Origin of the sequence: Hydrogenovibrio sp. 3SP14C1, assembly GCF_029625905.1 — a bacterium.
Classification (GTDB): domain Bacteria; phylum Pseudomonadota; class Gammaproteobacteria; order Thiomicrospirales; family Thiomicrospiraceae; genus Hydrogenovibrio.
The window spans coordinates 1-20,761 of sequence record NZ_JARTLM010000002.1; the positions used below are offsets into that span (position 1 = coordinate 1).

At 46.1% G+C, this 20,761-nt stretch carries 30 protein-coding genes; 1 reads left to right on the forward strand and 29 read right to left on the reverse strand.

What is annotated here, in order from left to right:
• From P8629_RS01365 to P8629_RS01385, 5 genes are all read right to left on the reverse strand, one after another.
• A partial coding sequence (locus P8629_RS01365) for a hypothetical protein (protein ID WP_278163752.1) occupies positions 1-315 on the reverse strand: 315 nt, incomplete at its 3' end.
• Entirely contained in the window at positions 315-875 is a 561-nt protein-coding gene (locus tag P8629_RS01370; RefSeq protein WP_278163754.1) for a phage tail protein I, read from the reverse strand. The genes P8629_RS01370 and P8629_RS01365, both read right to left, overlap by 1 nt.
• Positions 868-1,755: a baseplate assembly protein gene (locus tag P8629_RS01375; RefSeq protein WP_278163756.1), complete on the reverse strand. Its 888-nt coding sequence runs from the start codon at positions 1,753-1,755 to the stop codon at positions 868-870. Before P8629_RS01375 ends, P8629_RS01370 begins: the two co-directional genes overlap by 8 nt.
• Complete coding sequence (locus tag P8629_RS01380; RefSeq protein ID WP_278163758.1) at positions 1,755-2,093, reverse strand: hypothetical protein; 339 nt, start codon at positions 2,091-2,093, stop codon at positions 1,755-1,757. Before P8629_RS01380 ends, P8629_RS01375 begins: the two co-directional genes overlap by 1 nt.
• A gap of 5 nt (positions 2,094-2,098) precedes the next feature.
• A complete protein-coding gene (locus tag P8629_RS01385) occupies positions 2,099-3,115 on the reverse strand; it encodes a phage late control D family protein (protein ID WP_278163760.1) in 1,017 nt (338 codons plus the stop codon).
• Between the two features lie 56 nt (positions 3,116-3,171).
• Between P8629_RS01385 and P8629_RS01390 the strand changes: the two genes are divergently transcribed.
• Entirely contained in the window at positions 3,172-3,528 is a 357-nt protein-coding gene (locus P8629_RS01390; protein WP_278163761.1) for a hypothetical protein, read from the forward strand.
• On the opposite strand, the gene P8629_RS01395 is transcribed toward P8629_RS01390, so the two are convergent.
• From P8629_RS01395 to P8629_RS01510, 24 genes are all read right to left on the reverse strand, one after another.
• Positions 3,525-3,737, reverse strand: a complete 213-nt coding sequence (locus P8629_RS01395) for a tail protein X (RefSeq protein WP_278163763.1) — start codon at positions 3,735-3,737, stop codon at positions 3,525-3,527. The genes P8629_RS01390 and P8629_RS01395 overlap by 4 nt on opposite strands.
• A complete protein-coding gene (locus tag P8629_RS01400) occupies positions 3,734-4,255 on the reverse strand; it encodes a phage tail protein (protein WP_278163765.1) in 522 nt (173 codons plus the stop codon). Before P8629_RS01400 ends, P8629_RS01395 begins: the two co-directional genes overlap by 4 nt.
• A complete protein-coding gene (locus P8629_RS01405) occupies positions 4,248-6,086 on the reverse strand; it encodes a tape measure protein (RefSeq protein WP_278163766.1) in 1,839 nt (612 codons plus the stop codon). The genes P8629_RS01400 and P8629_RS01405 overlap by 8 nt, the downstream gene beginning before the upstream one ends.
• The gene (locus P8629_RS01410; RefSeq protein WP_278163768.1) at positions 6,086-6,220 is read right to left on the reverse strand and encodes a GpE family phage tail protein; all 135 of its coding nucleotides are present in this window, start codon (positions 6,218-6,220) and stop codon (positions 6,086-6,088) included. The genes P8629_RS01405 and P8629_RS01410 overlap by 1 nt, the downstream gene beginning before the upstream one ends.
• Entirely contained in the window at positions 6,220-6,513 is a 294-nt protein-coding gene (locus tag P8629_RS01415) for a phage tail assembly protein (protein WP_278163771.1), read from the reverse strand. Before P8629_RS01415 ends, P8629_RS01410 begins: the two co-directional genes overlap by 1 nt.
• A 22-nt stretch (positions 6,514-6,535) precedes the next feature.
• Positions 6,536-7,033 (reverse strand): phage major tail tube protein, encoded by a 498-nt coding sequence (locus P8629_RS01420; RefSeq protein WP_278163772.1) that lies wholly within the window; start codon positions 7,031-7,033, stop codon positions 6,536-6,538.
• Positions 7,033-8,208, reverse strand: a complete 1,176-nt coding sequence (locus P8629_RS01425) for a phage tail sheath protein (protein ID WP_278163774.1) — start codon at positions 8,206-8,208, stop codon at positions 7,033-7,035. Before P8629_RS01425 ends, P8629_RS01420 begins: the two co-directional genes overlap by 1 nt.
• 3 nt (positions 8,209-8,211) lie before the next feature.
• Positions 8,212-8,391 carry a hypothetical protein gene (locus P8629_RS01430; RefSeq protein WP_278163776.1) on the reverse strand — a complete coding sequence of 60 codons (180 nt, stop codon included), beginning with the start codon at positions 8,389-8,391 and terminating at the stop codon, positions 8,212-8,214.
• A gap of 21 nt (positions 8,392-8,412) precedes the next feature.
• Complete coding sequence (locus P8629_RS01435) at positions 8,413-9,147, reverse strand: phage baseplate assembly protein V (RefSeq protein ID WP_278163777.1); 735 nt, start codon at positions 9,145-9,147, stop codon at positions 8,413-8,415.
• Positions 9,122-9,634: a hypothetical protein gene (locus P8629_RS01440; RefSeq protein WP_278163779.1), complete on the reverse strand. Its 513-nt coding sequence runs from the start codon at positions 9,632-9,634 to the stop codon at positions 9,122-9,124. The genes P8629_RS01435 and P8629_RS01440 overlap by 26 nt, the downstream gene beginning before the upstream one ends.
• The gene (locus tag P8629_RS01445) at positions 9,634-10,089 is read right to left on the reverse strand and encodes a phage virion morphogenesis protein (RefSeq protein WP_278163781.1); all 456 of its coding nucleotides are present in this window, start codon (positions 10,087-10,089) and stop codon (positions 9,634-9,636) included. The genes P8629_RS01440 and P8629_RS01445 overlap by 1 nt, the downstream gene beginning before the upstream one ends.
• Before the next feature lie 6 nt (positions 10,090-10,095).
• A complete protein-coding gene (locus tag P8629_RS01450; RefSeq protein WP_278163783.1) occupies positions 10,096-10,503 on the reverse strand; it encodes a gp436 family protein in 408 nt (135 codons plus the stop codon).
• A gap of 2 nt (positions 10,504-10,505) precedes the next feature.
• On the reverse strand, positions 10,506-10,877 hold the full coding sequence (locus P8629_RS01455; protein WP_278163785.1) for an HI1506-related protein: 372 nt from the start codon (positions 10,875-10,877) through the stop codon (positions 10,506-10,508).
• Positions 10,878-10,928: 51 nt separating this feature from the next.
• Positions 10,929-11,834: a Mu-like prophage major head subunit gpT family protein gene (locus tag P8629_RS01460; RefSeq protein ID WP_278163787.1), complete on the reverse strand. Its 906-nt coding sequence runs from the start codon at positions 11,832-11,834 to the stop codon at positions 10,929-10,931.
• A 22-nt stretch (positions 11,835-11,856) separates the two neighbouring features.
• Positions 11,857-12,255, reverse strand: coding sequence for a hypothetical protein (locus P8629_RS01465; protein WP_278163789.1), 399 nt, complete (start codon positions 12,253-12,255; stop codon positions 11,857-11,859).
• A gap of 11 nt (positions 12,256-12,266) precedes the next feature.
• Positions 12,267-13,292: a phage protease gene (locus P8629_RS01470; protein ID WP_278163791.1), complete on the reverse strand. Its 1,026-nt coding sequence runs from the start codon at positions 13,290-13,292 to the stop codon at positions 12,267-12,269.
• 67 nt (positions 13,293-13,359) lie between these two features.
• The gene (locus tag P8629_RS01475; RefSeq protein ID WP_278163793.1) at positions 13,360-13,875 is read right to left on the reverse strand and encodes a hypothetical protein; all 516 of its coding nucleotides are present in this window, start codon (positions 13,873-13,875) and stop codon (positions 13,360-13,362) included.
• A 2-nt stretch (positions 13,876-13,877) separates the two neighbouring features.
• On the reverse strand, positions 13,878-14,882 hold the full coding sequence (locus P8629_RS01480; protein ID WP_278163795.1) for a hypothetical protein: 1,005 nt from the start codon (positions 14,880-14,882) through the stop codon (positions 13,878-13,880).
• Between the two features lie 328 nt (positions 14,883-15,210).
• Positions 15,211-16,419, reverse strand: coding sequence for a phage head morphogenesis protein (locus P8629_RS01485; RefSeq protein ID WP_278163797.1), 1,209 nt, complete (start codon positions 16,417-16,419; stop codon positions 15,211-15,213).
• Entirely contained in the window at positions 16,409-17,992 is a 1,584-nt protein-coding gene (locus tag P8629_RS01490; protein WP_278163799.1) for a DUF935 domain-containing protein, read from the reverse strand. The genes P8629_RS01485 and P8629_RS01490 overlap by 11 nt, the downstream gene beginning before the upstream one ends.
• Before the next feature lie 10 nt (positions 17,993-18,002).
• Positions 18,003-19,562, reverse strand: coding sequence for a terminase large subunit domain-containing protein (locus P8629_RS01495; protein WP_278163800.1), 1,560 nt, complete (start codon positions 19,560-19,562; stop codon positions 18,003-18,005).
• Complete coding sequence (locus tag P8629_RS01500) at positions 19,562-20,110, reverse strand: DUF3486 family protein (RefSeq protein WP_278163801.1); 549 nt, start codon at positions 20,108-20,110, stop codon at positions 19,562-19,564. Before P8629_RS01500 ends, P8629_RS01495 begins: the two co-directional genes overlap by 1 nt.
• 1 nt (position 20,111) lies before the next feature.
• Positions 20,112-20,402: a VpaChn25_0724 family phage protein gene (locus P8629_RS01505; RefSeq protein ID WP_278163802.1), complete on the reverse strand. Its 291-nt coding sequence runs from the start codon at positions 20,400-20,402 to the stop codon at positions 20,112-20,114.
• Entirely contained in the window at positions 20,399-20,746 is a 348-nt protein-coding gene (locus P8629_RS01510) for a hypothetical protein (RefSeq protein ID WP_278163804.1), read from the reverse strand. The genes P8629_RS01505 and P8629_RS01510 overlap by 4 nt, the downstream gene beginning before the upstream one ends.
• Positions 20,747-20,761: the final 15 nt, after the last annotated feature.

A 20,761-nucleotide genomic window follows, 5' to 3' on the forward strand; every position in this document is an offset into this window, starting at 1 on the left:
AGCAATCTTTAACGCACCAAGGACGGTTTCTGTGGCCTGCTTTAACCAAGCTTTCAATTTTTTAGGCGTGACAATTCTCGTGTCGTCTGTACCAGCATCTGTTTCTGATTGGGTTGCAACTTCTGCAATACCAGCAGTAGTTTCAGTTGCCTGACCTGTCTTTGCTTCAAGCTGTCCTTTTAAAAATGCTGTGCGGTTTGCAAGCTGCTTGGCTTGTTCGTTGTCGATGCCGTTTGGTCCACCTTCGACTGGATCAGTGGTTTCCAACTGGTATACACCGGCTTCCCATTGGGCTGTTTCTGGTAGGTTTGCCATTAAAAGACTCCTCTTGTGTAAGTTCCATCACGATAGATCACGCCATTGTGCAATGGGCGTGCTGCGGTAAAATCCAAGCCCCATAAATGGCAACGTTCTGGTGCTGCTGCATTTAAAAGGCGTTTTGCTAAGTTCGCTTGAGTGATGCTCAATAAAAGATTGGTCACAACTTTATAGACAGCCCACTCGCTGTCATCACCATGAAGCACAAAGCCATCACGGATCATGCTTCCATCACGTGTATAGCCAGAGCGGCCTTCATAAATAGTCGCGCCGCCCATGCCGGACTTTTCCAACGCCAGCTTCACGGCATAAACACTGCCTTTGTGACGATGAATTTCAATGGCTGTACGAATGACCTCTCGCTTAATGTCTTCAGGCCAAGATTCATCCCATTCATCAACCGACAATGACCAGGCTAAATAACCGAGTAAATATTCCGGGCAATCCTTTGCACTCCACAATGTTGAGATAAATACAGGTAAAGAGGTGGTGCGTTGAATGGTTGCGTCGACGTCACGCTCAAACTGAGTGGTATTGAGTGGCAACAAATCAGACATCAGTGCCACCGATCGTCAAATTGATACCTGTGCAATAAGCCGCTTGATAATCTGCGACTGCTATATCCACCCATCCGCTTAATTCAACGCGCTGCACACCCGCGACTTTTAATGCTGATGTAATGGCTGTGTTATGCACGTCATAACCAATCCGGTGCAGCTCATCAACCAATGCCACAACACGCTCCAAAGCAGTCTGCTCAATAATATTGCTCACCTGTCTAGGGTATAAATAAAGCGTGGCATCGATTGTATATTCCAACACTTCAGCAGCTTGGACATTCACTGTGTCCGTTAATGGACGAACAAAATCAGCACTGAGTGCATCATTTACGGCCGAAAGCAAAGTGGCATCTGGCACACCGTTTCCGGCTGTGCTTAGTACGGTGACTTGGATATTGCCTGGCGTCGGAGACTTTATACCCACGTTTTTAACGCTTGCACTGGAAGTCATCGCGTGGTATCTGTAAGCGGATTCTGCGCCAGCGGTCGAGAACTGACCAGGTGAAAGCAATACACGTTCAAGCAGGCGCGCATCGTCTTCATAGGTCGGGTCGATGGGGGGAGTGGCATTCTGATCACCTGGATCAACGATCAGGCGTTCCACAAAATAAAACGCGGCTAGGTTGTCCAGGTCGGTTCCGGTGGCATAAGGCAACATCACCGCCTTGGCAGCGTTATTAATGCGCTGCCGCAAAAGCATTTCTCGATAAGCGGCCACTTCCAGCTCTTTATAAACAGGGTCGGATTCAACTAATGCCGTGTAACCCTCACTACGAGCAATAAAATCATCGATCAGTTCCCCAAGAATGGCTTCATAATCGATTTCTTCAATCACCTTAGGAGCTGGAAGGTTTTGTAAATTAACGCCGTCAGCCATCAGTAAACTCCAATCTGTTCAAGCTTAATGATTTCCCCAGTCGGCGCGTATTTTCCGACGATATCAACCGCCGCATGCGCCTCTTCTTCTGAAGACAAGGTCACCGATTGCAATACAAAATCGAACAGGCCATTGATAGGATTCAGCCAGGCCTGATAAACAGCCATCGTCATTTTCAGCTTAAAAACGTCGTTAATCGGCGCATCCTGTAGCTCGAAAATACTCGAACCATATTCACGACGCATCACTCGTGACCCGACTGGCGTCGTCAACACATCACCGATTCTTTGGCGTAAATGCTCAATGCCCGCCAGCGGTTTTCCTGTTTGACGATTCATACCGTTCATTTCTTATAGCCATCCCATTGTTTGCTGAATTCAACTTTAATTTTGTAGCCTGTTTTGGGTCGGTATATATGCTCCACTCTGCGAATGTGATACACCCAATCTACGTTAGACCTAAATGTATCAAGCTGAACCAACCCTTCGGATATTAAGCCTTTGATAACATCTGGGTTGGCAGCCATATCAATCGATCCAGTCGTGGCAGCCATTAATCTGTCCTGCAATCTTGTCATGGCATGTGTCTTGGCTTCGTATTCACTTTTATAAGTGGTTTTCAGCTCTTCAGTCACTTTGCCATCGCCCACTGTTACATACTTCACCAAAGCCGCATCATAGTCGTAATAACTGGCACGCACGGCACCGTATTGTGGTCGACCACGTTCAGTCAGCTCCCATCGAGTAACATCTTCTAAATTGACCGTAACAGGTGTCAGTTGCGCGCCTGTCACGCTCAAACCGTCTGCTTTTGGCTTGAATATCACATACCCATTGACCACTTTGAACACAGCCGCATAAGTCGATGCCAAGCGAATCAAAAACGCAAAGTCCGACTCGGCCGTCTGATTAATATTGCTGATCTGAATGCTTTGATACGCCTCTGAAACACTTGGCTTATAACCGTATCGCTTCGCAAGCGTGGTGACGATATCGCCTAGCGTGGTGTCTTCCCAGGTAAACGATTTGGCCGCCTTCATTTCGCCCAAGAAATCAACCGACGAGGCCAGTAAACGGATCTGGTTTGGAAACCCTTCAAAGGTCAATTCATCGAAAACATACTGGCCGACCTTATGTAGTTTTTCCCCAGCAAAGCCAAGAAACAGGTCAAACCTTACGCCGAAATCATGGCGCTTCACTTTGCCGTCCGGATCATTTAAAACAATCTCCATAAAATCCGACGTCGAGCCCGGCAAATCAATGGCGCGAATCGATGCCAGACGTTCGGCAATCTTATCGGTTATGTCCTGAACAACATCACCCTCTTGGTTTTTGACTTCTAATTTGAATATCGGTGTCATTGCTTTCCCCTAAGGGTTAGTGATAAAGTTAAATCTGTTTTTAAAAGGGGATGGATATGAAAAGACTTTTAATACTGGTTGGGGTGGCGTTATTGGCTTCCGGTTGTAACCTCGTCAAACCTAAAACCGATTGGCATATTCAGGAATTAAGAGATACCGAAAAAGATACTGGCGGCATGGGACTAACACTATCTTCTCGAGAGCTGCCAATTTCTCAGATGGCTCTTAATTGTTACCCATCTCCCGTTCTTCCTTATGGCCAAAAGGTCGTCAACACCCGCACCGGTGATGAATATTATTTCCGCTGTGCCGATATCTATCCGAACAATGGCATGCAAGCCATCCCTGAAGAGCAAATCAAACCTTACAAAGTCGTCAAAGGGTCAGGCTCTGGTTCAAACTCTAAAGACTAATCCCACAAACTGGATTCATCTTCCGAAGCATCCGGAGCATTCAGCTCCGGCAGCAACACCAACACACCCGCTTCAAACACCGCCGTATTTTCAAGCCCCGGGTTCGCCTCGAGCACTTGCTCCACATACCCACTGGTACCGCCATAATAGTGATGGCAAATCAAATCCAACGTATCACCATCACTGGTTCTGTACTTAACCGCACTCATAGCACACCTTTAATCAAATCCGCCACCTGGGAAGATTGCTGGCGGCTGTAATATTCAAGGCTCAGATTAAACTCAATCTTCATCGGCGCACCGCCCTTGGTTAAAACCTTCAGCGTTTCTTCCACGCGTTTAATAGTGAATTCGCCCCAAATTTTGCCGCGGCCATCCACCATCGGCAGTGGCTTTCCAAGCGAGGCTAATTCACGCACGGCCTGCATCTGATACAACCCACCCGCATAGTGCGGATAAATAACACCAGGCATCTTGATGGTGTCACTGGCAATGCCGCCAAATTGCGAAGCCTTGCGACCTCCAATACGCTGAATCCCAGCCCACATATAGTCCACCGTATGCGTCAGGCTGTTATAAGCCGCCGTATCGATCGAAAAAATAAAAGGGCCCAGCATCATCATTACCGACCCGGAATTGGATAGCTGCCCACCCACCGCATCAGCTGTTTCCCGCAGACGACTCAGGTCTTTTAAGTTAGTGATCACATCGTCATAAATATCAGCCATCTCGGTTCCTCATACTTTGCTGTATCGCTCTTTGTACTGCGGCTTGAATATGCTGCTCAATCTGCTCGCCCAAATCGGCAACATTATCGGCCTGACCATTGATGGTGATCGGGGCATTTACCTCAACACTGATTGGTGCGACACCTTGATTGTTGATTGCTGCCATTGCGGGCGTAGTTGCCACCATACTGGTTAATGCTGTGGCTTGCACCATCTTGGAGGCAGGTGCCATCGCACCGGTTTTGGTGTCGTCTCCAAACATCCAACCCTTTAACTTTGAACCGTACTCGAGCAACGTATCAAGCGGATGAATCAGCTTGTCAATCAAGCCGGACACCCATTCATAAATGCCGCTCCAGCTGGATTTGATGCTATCCCAAAAACCGCTTAACACACCCTTGAAGGCCTGCCACTTCTGCATGGCTTTGTCTGCTAATACCCCTAACCATCCATCAACCCAGTCTGAAAAGACTTGCCAGTCGGCCTCGATATTGCTCCAAAAATCACCGAAGTAGGCTTTTACCTTATCCCAGTTCGCAATCAGGTAATAAGCCGCTGCGGCAATACCGGCAATGACTAAAATAATCGGGTTCGCCAGCATGACGGCCGTTAAAGATGTGAAGGCCGTTGCAAAGGCTAAAATAGCAGGCACCAAGGGCAAAGCGATAATCGCCATAATGGTGTTTTCCCAACCACCCAGCATTTGCGCCACCTCGTCGGCACGGCTGGCCACGGAACCAAAGCTGTCATAAATCTTGCTACCCCAGTTCCACAAGGTTTCAAATGCTTTGATTAATCCGCCTGAAATCTTCTCGGCCATCGCCTGAAGTTTGCCGTTGGCTTCCATCTCGGTAACGGTCTCTAAAATGCCTTTGAGCTTGCCTTTCATCCAGTCGAACGCGCCGGATGACATCACCATCTTTTCAAACTTGGCAATCAAGTCCATGCCGTTTGACCACATGCCTGCCCATGTTTTAGAGAGCTTTTCCATACCACCTGCATACTTTTCATTAAAGATATCCGACAGCACCTTTTGAATCTGCTCCCGGTCGCCTTTTAAAACCTGAGCAATCTTAGTGGAGCCATCCTTGGCGGTGTATTCATAAGAGATGATATTGCCCGTCGTCGCGGCTTTAATACCGAATTCCTTCAGGCGTTCATTTTCGCCTGTAACGGCATCGGCAATAGCTTCAACAGCCTGCATTAATGGTTTTCCCATCGAACTGGATGTATCACCCAATGTCTTCAATAGGCCATTGGTTGGCTCCAGTCCGTAGCTGCGTAGGCGAACATAAGCGTCCGTTACCTCATTAAGTTCATAAGGTGTTTTCACCGCAAAGTTTTCAACCCATTTCATCGAGGCCTTAGCTTTTGAACTAGAGCCTTCGACCGTTTGCAAAATAGTTTCAAACTTCTCAAACTGAGAAGCGGTATTTAAAAAGGTATGATTGAATAAGGCGGCACCACCCACGGTAACAGCGGTTCCCAATGCAAAAGCGCGACCAAATCGCCCGGCAACCTTTCCACTGGAGTCAGACATCCGCTTAAGATGCCCTGGTATGGATTTAGTACGCCGCAGAAATCGACTGCCCATGCGCGTAGCGGCATCGAAGCCGTCGCGTAAACGCATTTGTGAGCGCGCAGCAAAACTGGTTACACTTGAAAGCTTCTTATAAAAACGATCCAACCCCGTTTTAATGGCCGCCTTACCCAAGTGGTTGGACTGCTGCATGATCTTGTTAAGTTTGACAGTTGAACCCTGCATACGCTTTAAAGGCTTTGACACCTTTTCAGCCAGCTCAATCACCATTTTCAGTTTCAAGTCATTCATTATTCCGTGCCTGATCTTAATTTAAGAAGGTGTTGCGCCCGATCAAACCATTCCATCAGCTCTTCGAGCGGCATTTCATCAAAATCTCTGGGAGAAAAGTGCAAGACGCTGGCCACAACGGCCATTGCATCCATCAAGTTTTCCGGGACTTTTCCCCCGTAAAAAAACCGGCAATCTCCATCGACAGCTCTGCCAGATTTTCCGGCTCAAGCGTGGCGAATTCTTCCGGTGTGATAGACGGCGTGGTGATGCGAGGCATCAACGTTGCCAAAGTATCCACTTGCATCTTAACCACATCCAGCACCGACAACCCACGCAGTTCACCGGAGAAAGGTTTTCTTAAGGTAATGCTTTCAACCTTTTCACCACCAATTTTCTGCGGTGTCGGTAACACCACATTTTTCATACGTTCATCTGCTTTTGCCATGTTCATTCCTTTTTAATGTTTATTAAATGCCCAGTGCGGCGCGCATTTGCTCTAGCTGATCAACACCACCGATCTTGCGGACCATGTTCGGTACATCGATCTCGATGGTTTCTTCACCGCCAATGGTCATCTTGTAGTAGCTGACCTTGCACTTCATTTTCTTCGGTGCCTTGTCACCTGGCTTCCAGGTACCCAAATCCAAATCAAAGAATTGGGCTTGCATATTGATAACAGCAGCTGTAACAGTGCCGTCTTCAGACTGCAAGGCTCCGCGTGCCGTCAATGGCACCGCAGCACTGGTCACACCCCAAAGCTTCAGCAAGGCCGGGTCATAACCGGATAAAGTAATGGTCGCTTCCATTTCCTCCATCCCCATATCGATTGACTTACTCGCATCCATGCCACCGGCACGGAACGATTCCATAATCAGCACCAGCTTTGGAAGCTCAATCTCTTCCGCTTCTCCGGCATAGCCTTTACCATCGACTTGCAGGTTAAAGTTCTTCAGTACGTTATCCATTATTTAAATACCTCCTCAATATAATCCCCCACAAGATGTGAGCGGAAAGTGATGTGCTCAGCTGGATAAGGCGGCGTGAAGTCAAAATCGAAATACGCTTTACCTTGCTGAATTTGGTCGATTGAGTTCAACTCAGGATCAGCCCAGCATTCGCCACCCAAAATCGCACCGATTTTTTTCAAGTGACGGAGGTAGTTGTTCACACCTTCGGTCACATCTTCAATGTAGGTTTTAGTGATGTTGCGATCGACCGCCCACATATGTGCTCTGAGCAAACTGTCATTAATCATGTCGTTGGTGCGAACCACGGACAAGAAAGCCCACTTCGGATCAGACGAGCAAGTGCGGTTACCCCACAAGCGGAAGCCGTTTTCTTGAATGATCGTGGCGACATCGTTTTCATTGAGGTAGTTGGCGCGGCTGTTCACATCACCCAATGTAAAATCAATCGGTCTGACTGTGCCGGTAATACCAAGGATTTCACGATTAGAGGGTGACCACCAGAATCCGCGCTCGTTATCGGATTTAGCGATAATGCCAGCCACGCGTGCCGAGACTGGTTGAATGACTTCGGCATTGAGCACCGTATCCCACACCTTAACCCCTGGATCAACGATATAAACACGACGTGATCCAAACAGCTCACGATAAGTGATGGCATCCGCATCATTGGTATTCGGACCATCTGCGATAATTACTGCACGTAATCGCCCAGCTACCGAATCCAATTCCGTGGTAACGGCTTGTTCATGCGAGAAGCCTGGTGCGATTAAAATACGAGGCGTCACTTTAACGGCACCTTGCGCCGCTAAAAATGCCTTGATACCTGTATAAGTACCTGTTGTTACATCAACCCCGCCAATCACATTCGATTGCGTAGCGGCCGGATCGATCCCTTCGTCGACACGAATAACAACCACCATCGCTCCGGCTTGATCAAAAATGGCATCCATTGCACTCGGCAGAGTTCCTGAGCCAGTCCCAACAGTATCTAGTTTTGCAGCTTCTAGAATCGAACCTGTAACCAACACAGGCGTATTTAATGGAAAGGCTACCGGGTCAGCATCTGGCGCGGTACCCACAACTCCGATAACGGATGACTTAACGGTACGAATCGGTCTGGCACCCCCATCAATCTCGATCACCTCGGTGCCATGTAAAAATTGTTCTGGCATCACTTACCCCTTTGACTTAGTCGTTGTTTTGTTTAGTTGCAGAAACCCACTCTGCACAAGATATACCGCTTGCTTCGGGTAGAGTTGTAACGTCTCGCCACTTTTGCGCGTCTGATTTTCAATAGATATATCCTTCAGCACTTTGTAGCTTTGTTTCTTTGCTTGCTCTTTTTGGGTCGCCATGATTCCTCCTTTAGTGACCATTTATGCTTTTGCGGGGCTGGTTGGAGCACCGAGTGAGTCGTCGTGATGATGTCCTTTAACGGTGACACCATCCGCATCGATATCGCCGTTTTGAACTTTGACATCGCCGTCGATAGTGGCACCAGCTCCACCATAAGCGCCTGCCGATGCCAGACCGCCAACCGTTGCCATCTTGGCCACCGTCAGGTTTTCTGAAACCACCAGGTTGCCGTTTAACACCATATTCCCGTTATGGGTTTGTTCGGTGTTGATGATCGTGGTCGGTGCGTTGACTTCAACCTGCCCATCAAAATTCACGTCCAGATTCTGTGCGCCATTTACCTCAACCGAACCGACACAATCGACTTTCAGTTTGTGTGTTTTGCGGTTGTATTCGACCACCGTGCCGTCCTGGTAATCCTTGCGATGGATGTCCGGCGAATTTGAGTTTGCCGCAAAGGCCTCTTGAAATATCGCTGGTAACACAGCTCCGGTATTCAGCTCTCCATTAGGAGACAACACCATGACTTGCTCACCGACTTCAGGTGGGTGCCACTCACGATCATTTCCAGCTCGGTTGCTAAAAAACGGAAGCCAATCGGTTAGCAGTGGTTGCCCACTTTCCGACTCACCGATTTTCACTTTCACTCTGGGTTTGTCATAATCTGCCTGGTGAATAACCCCCATACGAAGGATATTCATCAATCGTGTCGCTAGATCAAGCAAACCTTCAAAGCTTCTCGTAGGTTCCATCATTTGGCCCCGCATAAATTTCGGTTGGTATGGTTCCGTCTTCGATAAACTGGTCATCTCCAAGCGTAATGGTCTGACGCCAACTGACTGCCCACAACATCACACCTTGTCGATCTATCTCTGATGAATATAAGTTATCGTCTTTAACATTCGATGGTGCGCCCGTACCGGGTAACCAACGTGTCATATCCGAATCCAGCAACAACGTCATGTCATCAACCAGGTTGCGAATGGCATCATCTTTCGACAGCCCGCTTTTGTCCTTAGTCACAAAGTAGACGACAAACTGTTTTTCCGACTTGACCTGACCATTAGCCATATTGATGTTCTTAGCTGTCCCAAGGCATGACACTCTAGCCGCTGGAGACTTTGCGCTGGTACTCTTCAGCTCTTTTAGAGTGAATCGCCCAGGATGCACTTCGCAAGATCTCAAATCCGTAAAGACATCTTTAAGTTTTTCGCGTATGGCATTTAAAATATCGTTTGTCATCATTCACTCATTAGGCCTGTCGCCCAGTCATTTATAACGTCGATTAACTCGTCGTGGTCTGCATCACTTATACCAAGATATTCACGAGCAGGATCATTTGGCCGTCCCACTTCTGCACCACCGAATTGTCGAATGGCGGCATAGTCCAAATTGGAACCTATTGCCACTTCACCACCACTCACTTGATACTGAATGCTATCGAGCAAGTCGCCTTCGTTCTCCAGAAGACTGTGACCGCTGTGCCTAGTTTTGGCATAGTCTTTAGACCAATCCGCCCAAGGCTCACCGTCCGGGCTTGTTTTGTCTTCACTGATCCGTCGTCTTGTCTGACTCTCGGATGTGGCTCCAACGATTTCAAGCAGCTGTTTTTGTGCGTCATTTTCGATCAGGCGGTTCAAGCGATCGTTTACTCTCGCCAGACCTTGTATTTCAATATGAAACCCAACGCCAGCCATCTTGAATCACCGTCTAAAACGACGAGGCTGCGAAATCAAACGCGCCTGGCCGTTAGTTGTTTTGGGTGGTGAAGACAGCCCGAGGGTGACTTCACCTTTACTGAAGCGTCGCAGCAGATTGACTGTGTCTTCATAACGCAGTCGACGTTCATCTGTTGATGCATCCGCATCGACACTTAATTTATAAAGTGCAATATCAATACACAGGTCTGTTACAACCTTTGGCACCGTGGCAACCGGCAAGCTGAAGCGTGACCCGATGTAGGCATCAATTTCAGCTTGAGCCGCCTCAAGTGCTGCGGTGACAACCTCGGCATCCACGACACCGTCATCATCACGATCGGCGACCACAAGCAAAGGCTCAACACCAATGCGTAGTTCCATATCCGCTTGAGTTGCATAGACCTGTGACATGATTATTCGCCTTTACCTTTTGCCTGGTATTGTTCAAACGCCTTGTCACGCTCGGCCGCAGAAACTGACTCACCTAACAAACCTTCAAGAGCAGATGTCTGTGGTTTATTGGATGATGTCCAAAGCGTTTGGTCGTCCAGATCAAGTTCGTCGATCAACGTGACCAGCTTCTCAATCTTGTCGCCATCACCTGAAGCACCTTTTGATTCATCAGGCACTTCAACCAGGTGAGACACCAGATTCTTTTCCGCCTGAATCGCCTTAAGCTGATCTGCTGTAATTTCATCAACTTTCAAGCGTGTTTCTTGTTGCGTAAAACGAAGACCAGCGCGACGAAAGCTGTGCGGTACTGATTTGACAATTAATACTTTCATGATTTTCCTCCAGCGCTGACCGAGATCAGCGCGAAATTAAGTTAAGATAAATTAGCCTTGGCCAGTTGAACCGTAAGCCAATTGCCAGAACGCATAACCAACTGCCATACGCGCTTCGGCACCGAACCGGAACTTTTTCAGGCTGTACACCAAATCGCTATTCATATCTGTCATCGATACAAATACTGGCTCTTTACGCACCTGAAGAATGAATGGCTTCACTGGTTTTGTGGTATCAATTAAGTGCCATTCGGTATCGGTTTTTAGCCCTGGCATAACAACCACCTTCGCCGTTCCCTTATAGATATTGGCTTTACCATCTTCCAGACGATCTGCCGTCATTAAGGTGTTAGCAACATCTTCCAGAGCAGGAGGTACCGCTAGAATGTTAGGCGTAACATTTAACGAATCGCCTTCTTCATCTTTCATGCTTCGAAGAGCCGTTCGCGCTGCACCATAGGAAGCCTGTGCAGCTGCCAGGGTAGCAATAGACAATACCGCCGTGCCTTTGTTGCTCACACTGTTACCAGCCACTTCATGATCCGTATCATAGAAGTATTGAGTGTCATAACATGGGGTTGTAAACCCATTACTCATTAAGGTGGCAACCAGTTGATCTGGCAGTCGTTTTGCAGAATCTGCCGCCATTTCGGCTTGAGGACCATAGATACCTAATTGATCGTCTTCGATATCATTGCGATCAACCTCGACGTCGACCTCAAAATCATCATTTACAATCGAGTATTTATGCGCTTCCAATTGCTTTGTATGCTTTTGGCCGATCCATTTGCGCATTGCCGGAAAACGTCCAAACCATACATAGGATGTTTCCGATGTGGTTGAAACCACTTTCATGGCCACTTCCTGCCACACAGATGGTGCTGCGGCAAAAGCCTTGTTGAACGTCGCTTTCAGATTGACAAAGACGGCGCTAATTGAGTTTTTATTGACTAGCATTTTGCTCTCCTTATTTACTTATTTATTCGACCCAGACGCCGTCTGAATCCACTGCGACAACCGTTCCTGCTACTGACCGCGTTCCGGTGCCATCTGTTTTGGCCACGGTTTCATCGTCTACGATGTAACACTGGTTGAACAGATCCGCTTCGGTGATAGGGTCACCCGATAGGTTCTCCCATTTGAACGCCTGGTTACGACGAACCGTGACAGACTGATCTCCATCTGCGCCCGCACTGTTATCGACCATTTCATCGGCACGCCCGATGTAAGTCAGCCCGGTTGCGGTTTCGCCAGGCTTCGCATAGCCTCCAGCAACCACAACCAATGATCCAGCGTAAATGACTGTGCTGGCCGCTACGCCAACCACCACTAAATCACGTCCTTTCATGTGAGTATTTCTGTCTTGTGTTAATGGCATGTCGGTCTCCTTTAGTTACCGTATTTTTCAAGGTCTTCTGGTGAATTACCAAACATCTCAGCTATTGCTTTCTGCTCAGAGTTCATAGCCTTGTTTTCACCAGTAGGTGGTTCTTTGCCATCCAAATTACTATCACTGGCAATCACTGGAGATTGCTCAACAAACTCCTTGAAGCGTTTCAGACCACCTTCCTGACGACAGGCGGCCACGTGATAGTCTTTGGTCGATGGAGCAATCTTTCCATCGGTAATGGCCTTGGCAACGGCTGAATCAATCTCTTCATTCAGAGACTTGACCTTAATGTCTTCCAATGCTTTCTCAGCATTCGTTGCACGCTCTGTCATTGCTTGGAAGTCGGCACGCGGCACGAACTTATCAAGCGATGGGTTTTCAGCGCGATTCATTGCAGTTTGATGTTCCGTCTGCATGGTGTTGATGGCTTTAGTAATTTGCTCTTGAGTTGCGTCTTCTGGCAAACCGAGCAGTTTTGCAATCCATTTCATAGAAGTTTCCTCCGGTTGATGTTGAGAGTGGTTAAGAGATTTCAAAAACAGGTTATGGTTGTTCGTTAACCCGACACTGGTAATGCGAACGATTTCAAACTCATCCTTAGTGAATAAAAAGACAGGGGATAAATAACGGTACTGTTTGGATGCGACAATTAAGCGCCCGCTTTCAGTCCATTCAACACGACCAAAAACCGCACCGTCTCGAATTTCAAGCGCCTTGATCCATCCAATGGCAGGAGCTGGATCACCTTGTGGTGCTTTGAGTTCGGTAGCGTGTTCGATATCAACCGGAATGTCCGCTTGATTGTCGACAAATGACTGAATGATTTTTTGTGGGTTAGTGTTTTTCCAGGAACGGCCATCACGACCAGTGACTAGGTCACCAGCAGGAATGAGTTCAATCCAATCGGGTACGACGGATTGAACCTCCTGAGAGATTTCAAAGTTAAGTGCAGCTCTGAGATCAGTAGATTGATCAGAGCAAAGCGCTTTGATGGTTTGGGATAAGTGTGTGTTTTTCGTTTCCATGCCCCCAGTTTATGGGGCAGGAAAAAAGAGTGGATATTAAGTATTTGATAACGTTTTTTGAATACGTCTAGTCGCTGGACTGAAGCTTCTCTAGAAGATTTTTTCTTTTTTCTTGATCTTCTAATCGATTTTTAATTTGTGCTTTAAAGCTATCGATTTGATCTCCTAAAAACCAGTACATTCTTAAAAGTAAGACAATAGAGAAGAAGGTTACAGAAAAAAAGCTTGCTAACGACAGATCAAGTGACGCGCTTATTTTAAAGCTTGAAAATGCTGTTAAAACTACAAAGAGATTACCAACAATAACAACAATCAACCCAAATAAAGTCTCACTCTTTAAAAGATCAACAATTCCTTTTACACGTGAGCGCTCGGTTACTGTTAAACCTTCAATAGCTTTAACATCACCTAGGCGATGCTTTATTGTTATTGCTTGCTGAACAGCCAATGACCCTACCCCTAGTGAGATAACAGCTCTAAGCCAGCCCAAGTCATTTAATCCAGACAGATATTGACTTACATCCTGTCCAAAGACCCAGCCTATAATGCTAACAATGATATAAAGTAGGTAAATTTTAAACATTTTTATTCAATTTTTGCTTCGCTAATAAGATGAGAAAGCCAGTCGTGCATCGCATGATACAGTTCATTTTCATCAATTGCACCATTATTAAATTGTACATTGATATTAGTAGATAATTTTAGGTCTTTGCCTTTTAATTGGGCACCATTTGAAAGATCAACAACCACATCATCTTCATGTGCGTGTCTCATTGAGGTGGAAAGCTCATCTAAGAACTGTTGCCCAGATTTTGTTGTTTGTCTTAGATAAGTCACTTCAAGTTTTAATTTTAAGTTTGCTTCATCAAGTGCGTCATCTAATTTTGGAACCGGCGCGCCTAAATTTTTAAAAACAGCTGAGATCAATTCACCTGTTATTCCTGCAGGAACAAACTGTATTGATTTAACACTATTTGATGTAGTGCCTTCATTTTCTTCTTTCGGTTGAGCTGTTATTGGAGCACCAAGAATTACTTTTTTAGCTGGTGATTTTTCAAGTTTTTTTATTGCTTCTACAGTTGGCTTATCGCTTAATGAGAAAATTCCGTCATCTGGCAAGTGTTTCGACTGAGTTCCTAATAACCATGTTAAGTGAGTTTCAAGCTGTCTAGCCGTAAGTGAGGCACTAGACATTATGACCATATGATTACCTAGTACTCCAAAATGTAATATTGATTCTAAAAATTCTTCTTTTTGTGCTTGAGCAATACTTTGTTTTTGTAGATCACTTGGCTGAATTGTTCTAACAGAATATGACGTGGCTGATTTGTCAATTGTAATTGCGGAATGACTTTGGTTTTTCTCCCATAACATCAATTTGGCACAAAACATTCCTCTATGCTTAACTGGATCGTTTAACAACCTAAATGAATCATCAGAGCTTGAAATAGACTCTTCACGGTCAGAAGCCTTTTTTAAACTTCCATTATTTAAAACGACTGTCTCAAGCATTTCTTGTAATGTATTTTTAGCTTTTGGCATAACTGCCAACTTGTAATGCAATGTACGGCGCTTAGTTTCATTTCTCATAAATAATACCCTCATCTAAAATTATCTGTGTTTGCCATATTAGATGATTAATTAATTTAAAACAATTCAACTACAATTAATAACCCGTTCAAATTAAACTTAAACCCGTTCAAAAACGTTCAAATTAAATTAAACAACTCTTTCCTCATCTTTTTTAAAAACGTCGCTCAAATCGGCTTATTTTTGATTAGCCGTTATCCGATGATAACCGGGTTTGATTTTTTGCCAGAGGGGAGTATCATTTAATTACGACAAGTGGTGGAGTGGTTCGCAATAAGCGTGTCCTGTTTTACCAGGTCTTATCCGGTTCGATTCCGGCGCCACTTGTTTATTCCATTTCGATATAAGCGCCTTCCTTAATCAAGCTTTCCACATCTTTCGGATCAACCTTATAAGCTGTTGCAATCTTACCGTCCCGCTTCACTGCCACCTTGAGTAAGCCAGTTTTGGTTTTGATCAAGTACAACACCGTCTTATTATTTTTATCCCAAAGAATACGATCAGGCTCTTCGAGAAAGAACGGAAGATCATTCCACTGGGTATAATCAAGCGAGTTGCCTTGCTCATCATGGCGGTATGATTTTTTGCCAACAATTAAACGGTCTTCTAAGCGAACTAATCCGCTTTGAGATTCTTGTGTTTGTTTTGCGACAAACCCTAACACTGAAGTTTGCATTGCAATCACGCTGATCTCTCGTCCTTTGGTCAGGTCATCATCATGCACCTTTTCAAGCCAGCTTTGATAATGGGTGCGACGAATATTAGATTTCAACACTTGATCAGCCAGGCCTGGCGATTTTCGGTATAGATGCTCGTCCAGTGACTTCAATCGAGCGATACCCGGATTATAGTCCCAACCAGGGTCAATGCCTTGCGGTACCTTTAACACCTCGCCTGTGCGCTCGTTTACCCAATCACGATATTGAATATGCGGATCTTCGGTAACACCACCAAGACGTTTGGCTTCCGCTGCGCTGATCTGACGAACACGACACTTGCATCCCCATCCATTAGGCGGGTAGTGCGTTTGCCAGAACGGGTGGTCGATCGGCAATATAATACGACTCCAATTGACATGTTCTTCACGGTGGTTTTCAGAAGGACCTAGTTCATATATCAAATAAGGCAAAGCTTGCTTGGTGCGCTGAGCGCGTTCGAACTGTCCGGCAGCACGGGCGGTGCGCATATTTGTGCGGTAGATTTTACGTAATCGCCGTGGCGAACCTAGCTGAACATCTCGCAACTCTCCAGTCAAAGGGTCGGTTTTATCTTGCCGTCCCCACCAACCAAGATTTATTAATGTCGGTTTGATATTGCGTTGAAATTCTGTAAACGTCTGTCCTTGAGCAATCGCTTTTTGTGTAGCTAATTTAATCGCCTCGAGCACATCAAATTCCATCGCCTTGGCAACAGTGAAAGCGATGGCATGCTCTTCCTGCCATACGTCTTTCCAATCAAACGAGGGCTGGATGCCTTTCGCCTTAAACCACCTTAATGCTTCTGCTGGCTTTGGCGGCTGATTGTACTTAACCGACATCGCCAACACCTCGAGCTTTGAATAGCTGCTCGGCCAGTGTCAAAATCAACTTGTTACCATCTACCTGATCGGCCATGCCTGGTAACTGTCTTAAAAAATCGTCATAATCTTTTGACTCAGACAAGAGTTTTACAATCGGATCAACCACTGGATCAATCTGTGGTTGCCATTCCTGCATGGCTTCCTGTTCCAATTCGTCCAGATCATCGTCTACTGTCACAACTCCTTGTTCCGCATTGATGGCTTTTGTCTGGCAAGTAGAACAACCACACGGCTTCTGATGGTTCATGGCAGGGTCTGGTACTGGTGCTTCAGACTGGCGGTCGATCGCAACAAATAAATCCTCACCTTCTTTTGGCTCAGGAATGCCAAGCTTTGTTCTTACGGCTGATTGTCCTACTCTGAACCCATGCGGTAATAGCACTTCCAATGCTTTGATTAAAGTGTCTCTATCTTCAGCTTCAGGGAGTTCAAACTTCACTATCGGGTAAAACTCCTGGACACCGAAGTTCAAGTCGATGAACGGTTTAATCACATCACGATTAACCGTGCTTCCAAGTTGCTTTAAATCTGACTCAAGAATGTCTAATCGCACATCATTGTGTACATTTGCCTGTGCCTGGCTGCTACCGTCATCGGTTGTCATTGTTTGACCGATGACCGCTTTTGAAATTTGCTTATCAAGATATTTTGCCAGGCGTTCAAACGTATCGTTTGAACCGGATTTACGGCCGTCTTCAAACTCTATTTTCATTGAGTCTGGGATAACGGCCGCTGCATCGGTTCCAATATTGGCCACCGCGTTGATCAAGGTAGCGATGTCACTCTCTGTGGCATTGGCACCATGCTTGCCAATACGAATCGGCATTCCGAATACTTCTGCAAACGCCATCCAATCCGTGATAGTGAATTGTTTACACATATACGTAATGGCGGCCAACCTAGCCAGACCACCACGGATTGGGATGCCTGATTTCAAACGGGGGATATGCACGACAAATTTATAAGGTTCAAGCGATAGGCCGTTTACCATGTCTTTTTCATCGCGTAATCGCAATTCAAAAGCATTGTCCTGGGGAAATTGAAAAAAGCGAGGATCTCGCCATTTGTATTGATTTGGCCACCACATTTGGCCACGACGCCAAATAATCTCTGAAACGGCATACCCTTTACCTAAACCATCAACACAGTTCTGAACTAACTCGCTAAATGATTCATGCTTGACCAGTTTGCTTACAGTCTCAGCCATTTCGATATCGACCTTGTCTTCACTAGCGGCTTCAACCGATGGAGCAATCCCTTCAATTGCACGCTTACGTGTTCCTAAAACAGAGCCATAATGCGGCTCTGCTTCTTCCATTTCTTCAGCAAGGGTTAGGAAATCATAAGCATCGCCTTGATTTGCGTTATGCAGAATCTGAGCGAGTCGCTGCGGTGTTAAACCGGACGCAATAGTATCGGTATTCCAAACCTGACGAATGCCCGTCATGGAGGCCGTGGCAATTTCTTTCGATAGCTCTTTTAAGCGGATAGGGTCTCCGTTCTGGTCCACAATGTTAGATACTTTTTCCATGCCTAATCCTCTAAATCATTCCACGCCTGAAACCGGCGGTGGTTCTTATTGTTCTAGTAAGCCTGTCTGAATCTTCCTGATATCCTTTAGGAACTGCGTGATAACCGTATTCGACAACATCTTCCAAACTTGCTGCATACGCCATCGCAATAGCAATAGCGGCATCTCCATGACGGTCTTTGTTCTGACCAGTTTTGACATCGGGGATTTTTGGCACACCCTTGACCAGCTGGATCGCACGCAAATCGTTCAGCACATCAGCATCTTTTGGTAAGCGAATGCCGTCATCTTCAAATGCGGCTTTAAGCTTTGGCATATTATCTAAATACCAGGCCTGGCTAAGCATAACCTGTTCAACGCGCTGACCGTACTTGTAAGCCGCTTGCTCAGCTAAATATTGGCCGTTACCGCGTGCATCGAATTTCAGTGCCATCAAACGCGGTAAACGGTCATTGATGTAATAAACAATTTGTTCTTGGTTCTTAAATGGCAGGTTTTTCAGCTCCACTAAAAACGGGATGGAACGCATGAGCTGCTGATTCAGAGCCATGGGAGCCAGTACGGTTAAATCACCGGTGCGCGCAAAGTCTTCCCCGAAGGCGTGCTGCTCTTTTGGATTAAGTTTTTCCAGTTCTGGGAGAAGATTTTCTTTACACCAATCGTTTATTTCAGCTTCACGTAAATGCTCTGGCCAGGTGTTGAATTCTGGTGAACCTGTAAACCGAATCACGGGTGCTGGTTGCATTCTGGATTCAATCAACATTCGATTGAGATAAGCGCCACCACCTTGCTTTGGTTCACAATAGTATTCTTCTAAAGCATCCTCACGAGTCGCGGTATCTTTGAGCAAACCTTCTTTCCAGACAATCTCTGACTGTTTAGACCACTCCCAACCTTTAATTTGGCAAATGCGTTTATAAAGACCATGATCACAAGCATCGTCTAATGTAATCCGGTGAACGGAAAAGCGTTTTTTTCCAGCACGACTGTCTTGAATGATTTCATTAAACAGATTGCCCCAACCGTTATGTGTTGAGATTAGGCGAACTTTAGCCCCCCACATTGTCAATGCCAGGGCAGCTTTAAGCACTTCAGCCAATCGATCATGGAATGCTGCCTCATCGATGGTGACATTCCCCTGACGACCACGCATATTTGATGGATTGGAACTTAACGCCTGAACCTTGAACCCACTTGCAAAGTTAATGGTGTAAGTCAGGATATCCTTATCTTCGTCTTCTAGGATTTCTTCTTGAATGCTACTGGCTGCTTCATTAAATGCTTCTGCCCACATTGCAGCAGCCGCGATAAACTCTTGCGCCATTTCTTTGTTAGAACCAACATAAAAATGATTCGTCCCACCCGCACTTCTTCTTTTAGAAGCCGTTAAAACGGCATCGGATGCTTCCGCCCAGGTCAACCCTGTACGTCTTGATTTTTCCGCAATTTTGAGAGGGGACTCATCTGCAACCCAATCTTTCTGATATTGCAGCAGCAGTTCATTTTCATTGAACTGATATTCATTAATATTATCGTATTGACTTAAATCCAATGTTGATTCTGGAATCATTACGGAATTCCTAAAATGCGATTTTTAATGGCTTTAGCACCTTCCTCTGTCAAGCCAAGTTCTTTCGCTGCCTGCCCAACTTGCTCAGCCGCTTCTTCATTTGCTTGTTTGCGAATTTCTTCGTCACGCTTTAAATTTACCGTGGCCGATGCTTCAAGGCGTTGGACAGCCAGTGATAACTGTGCCAATACCTTTGGTGAGACCGGCTCTTCTTCGTCTTCAGCCATTTTCATAGTGGTTTCAAATGCCAGCGTGCGGATGGTTTCGTTTAATAGCTTTCCGACCTCGCCTTGTGGGGCAGAGCCGAGTTTACCGATCCACATCTGTGCCATATCGCGCGACTCTTGCAGGCGCTTACCCACTTGTGCCATCTTCTGTGCATAACGATTGACTGCGCTTTTCGAGACGGTTTCATGACCAAGTGATGCCAGCACATCATTAATCTTTGCAGTGGCTTCCAGCTGGTTGACTCGTGGGTCTCGCAGAAGGGTCTGAAGTTTCTCCAGAATCTCAGGTGGCATTTGTTCGACAGACGATGGGCGCGCCATGTTAAACACCCTTGCGTGCAATGCCGGGCATTTGCGACGCACCATTGGCGACATCTAGTCCGCGCTCAGTCAGTTTTGCGACGGTAAAGCCGCCAAACTTATCCAGCGCAACCAAGTCTTGTTCTTGCAACCATGCAAATTCGGCCAATACTTTATCTGTGGACAGGGTTTGCCCATAAGCTGCTAGGATTTGTTTCATAACGATTTGATTTTGAGCGTAGTCGTTTTCCTTCTCCAGTTGCTCTAGGATCAAGCGTCTCTGATGTTCGGTGTTGTACTGTTCGAAGCTCATTTCTTTCCCTCACTCAAAAGATATTGATGAATCAACTTTAATGTTTCATTTTGTGATCTTGATTCGCCAGCCAGTCTGTTTAGCTGATCTGATTGAACATTTATCTTGTCGTAAACACGCTTAAAATCTTCGTGTGTTGGCACATGCTTGTTGTGCTCTTCAATACGCTCAAATCGTTTGTCATGCTCAGACACTTGTTGACTAAAGTGTTGCTCCAATTTATCAATGCGTCCATCTGTATGCGTTTCCAGTTTGTCTATACGCCCGGTATTGACACGCGATCTGCTGGTCATAAAAAGATAAAGTGCCAACAAAATTGTGCCGATGAAATTAGCCACTGACATCCAAAACCTCCATGC

Coding starts and splice junctions, on each gene's coding strand:
- P8629_RS01490 (WP_278163799.1), bottom strand. CDS start 17,992: ATGGAAAAAGTATCTAACATTGTGGACCAGAACGGAGACCCTATCCGC.
- P8629_RS01420 (WP_278163772.1), bottom strand. CDS start 7,033: ATGGATAACGTACTGAAGAACTTTAACCTGCAAGTCGATGGTAAAGGC.
- P8629_RS01375 (WP_278163756.1), bottom strand. CDS start 1,755: ATGGCTGACGGCGTTAATTTACAAAACCTTCCAGCTCCTAAGGTGATT.
- P8629_RS01430 (WP_278163776.1), bottom strand. CDS start 8,391: ATGGCGACCCAAAAAGAGCAAGCAAAGAAACAAAGCTACAAAGTGCTG.
- P8629_RS01380 (WP_278163758.1), bottom strand. CDS start 2,093: ATGAATCGTCAAACAGGAAAACCGCTGGCGGGCATTGAGCATTTACGC.
- P8629_RS01370 (WP_278163754.1), bottom strand. CDS start 875: ATGTCTGATTTGTTGCCACTCAATACCACTCAGTTTGAGCGTGACGTC.
- P8629_RS01495 (WP_278163800.1), bottom strand. CDS start 19,562: ATGATTCCAGAATCAACATTGGATTTAAGTCAATACGATAATATTAAT.
- P8629_RS01475 (WP_278163793.1), bottom strand. CDS start 13,875: ATGTTTAAAATTTACCTACTTTATATCATTGTTAGCATTATAGGCTGG.
- P8629_RS01485 (WP_278163797.1), bottom strand. CDS start 16,419: ATGTCGGTTAAGTACAATCAGCCGCCAAAGCCAGCAGAAGCATTAAGG.
- P8629_RS01390 (WP_278163761.1), top strand. CDS start 3,172: ATGAAAAGACTTTTAATACTGGTTGGGGTGGCGTTATTGGCTTCCGGT.
- P8629_RS01400 (WP_278163765.1), bottom strand. CDS start 4,255: ATGGCTGATATTTATGACGATGTGATCACTAACTTAAAAGACCTGAGT.
- P8629_RS01385 (WP_278163760.1), bottom strand. CDS start 3,115: ATGACACCGATATTCAAATTAGAAGTCAAAAACCAAGAGGGTGATGTT.
- P8629_RS01500 (WP_278163801.1), bottom strand. CDS start 20,110: ATGGCGCGCCCATCGTCTGTCGAACAAATGCCACCTGAGATTCTGGAG.
- P8629_RS01405 (WP_278163766.1), bottom strand. CDS start 6,086: ATGAATGACTTGAAACTGAAAATGGTGATTGAGCTGGCTGAAAAGGTG.
- P8629_RS01415 (WP_278163771.1), bottom strand. CDS start 6,513: ATGGCAAAAGCAGATGAACGTATGAAAAATGTGGTGTTACCGACACCG.
- P8629_RS01505 (WP_278163802.1), bottom strand. CDS start 20,402: ATGAGCTTCGAACAGTACAACACCGAACATCAGAGACGCTTGATCCTA.
- P8629_RS01435 (WP_278163777.1), bottom strand. CDS start 9,147: ATGATGGAACCTACGAGAAGCTTTGAAGGTTTGCTTGATCTAGCGACA.
- P8629_RS01440 (WP_278163779.1), bottom strand. CDS start 9,634: ATGACAAACGATATTTTAAATGCCATACGCGAAAAACTTAAAGATGTC.
- P8629_RS01460 (WP_278163787.1), bottom strand. CDS start 11,834: ATGCTAGTCAATAAAAACTCAATTAGCGCCGTCTTTGTCAATCTGAAA.
- P8629_RS01450 (WP_278163783.1), bottom strand. CDS start 10,503: ATGTCACAGGTCTATGCAACTCAAGCGGATATGGAACTACGCATTGGT.
- P8629_RS01445 (WP_278163781.1), bottom strand. CDS start 10,089: ATGGCTGGCGTTGGGTTTCATATTGAAATACAAGGTCTGGCGAGAGTA.
- P8629_RS01455 (WP_278163785.1), bottom strand. CDS start 10,877: ATGAAAGTATTAATTGTCAAATCAGTACCGCACAGCTTTCGTCGCGCT.
- P8629_RS01480 (WP_278163795.1), bottom strand. CDS start 14,882: ATGAGAAATGAAACTAAGCGCCGTACATTGCATTACAAGTTGGCAGTT.
- P8629_RS01425 (WP_278163774.1), bottom strand. CDS start 8,208: ATGCCAGAACAATTTTTACATGGCACCGAGGTGATCGAGATTGATGGG.
- P8629_RS01410 (WP_278163768.1), bottom strand. CDS start 6,220: ATGGATGCAATGGCCGTTGTGGCCAGCGTCTTGCACTTTTCTCCCAGA.
- P8629_RS01465 (WP_278163789.1), bottom strand. CDS start 12,255: ATGCCATTAACACAAGACAGAAATACTCACATGAAAGGACGTGATTTA.
- P8629_RS01510 (WP_278163804.1), bottom strand. CDS start 20,746: ATGTCAGTGGCTAATTTCATCGGCACAATTTTGTTGGCACTTTATCTT.
- P8629_RS01395 (WP_278163763.1), bottom strand. CDS start 3,737: ATGAGTGCGGTTAAGTACAGAACCAGTGATGGTGATACGTTGGATTTG.
- P8629_RS01470 (WP_278163791.1), bottom strand. CDS start 13,292: ATGGAAACGAAAAACACACACTTATCCCAAACCATCAAAGCGCTTTGC.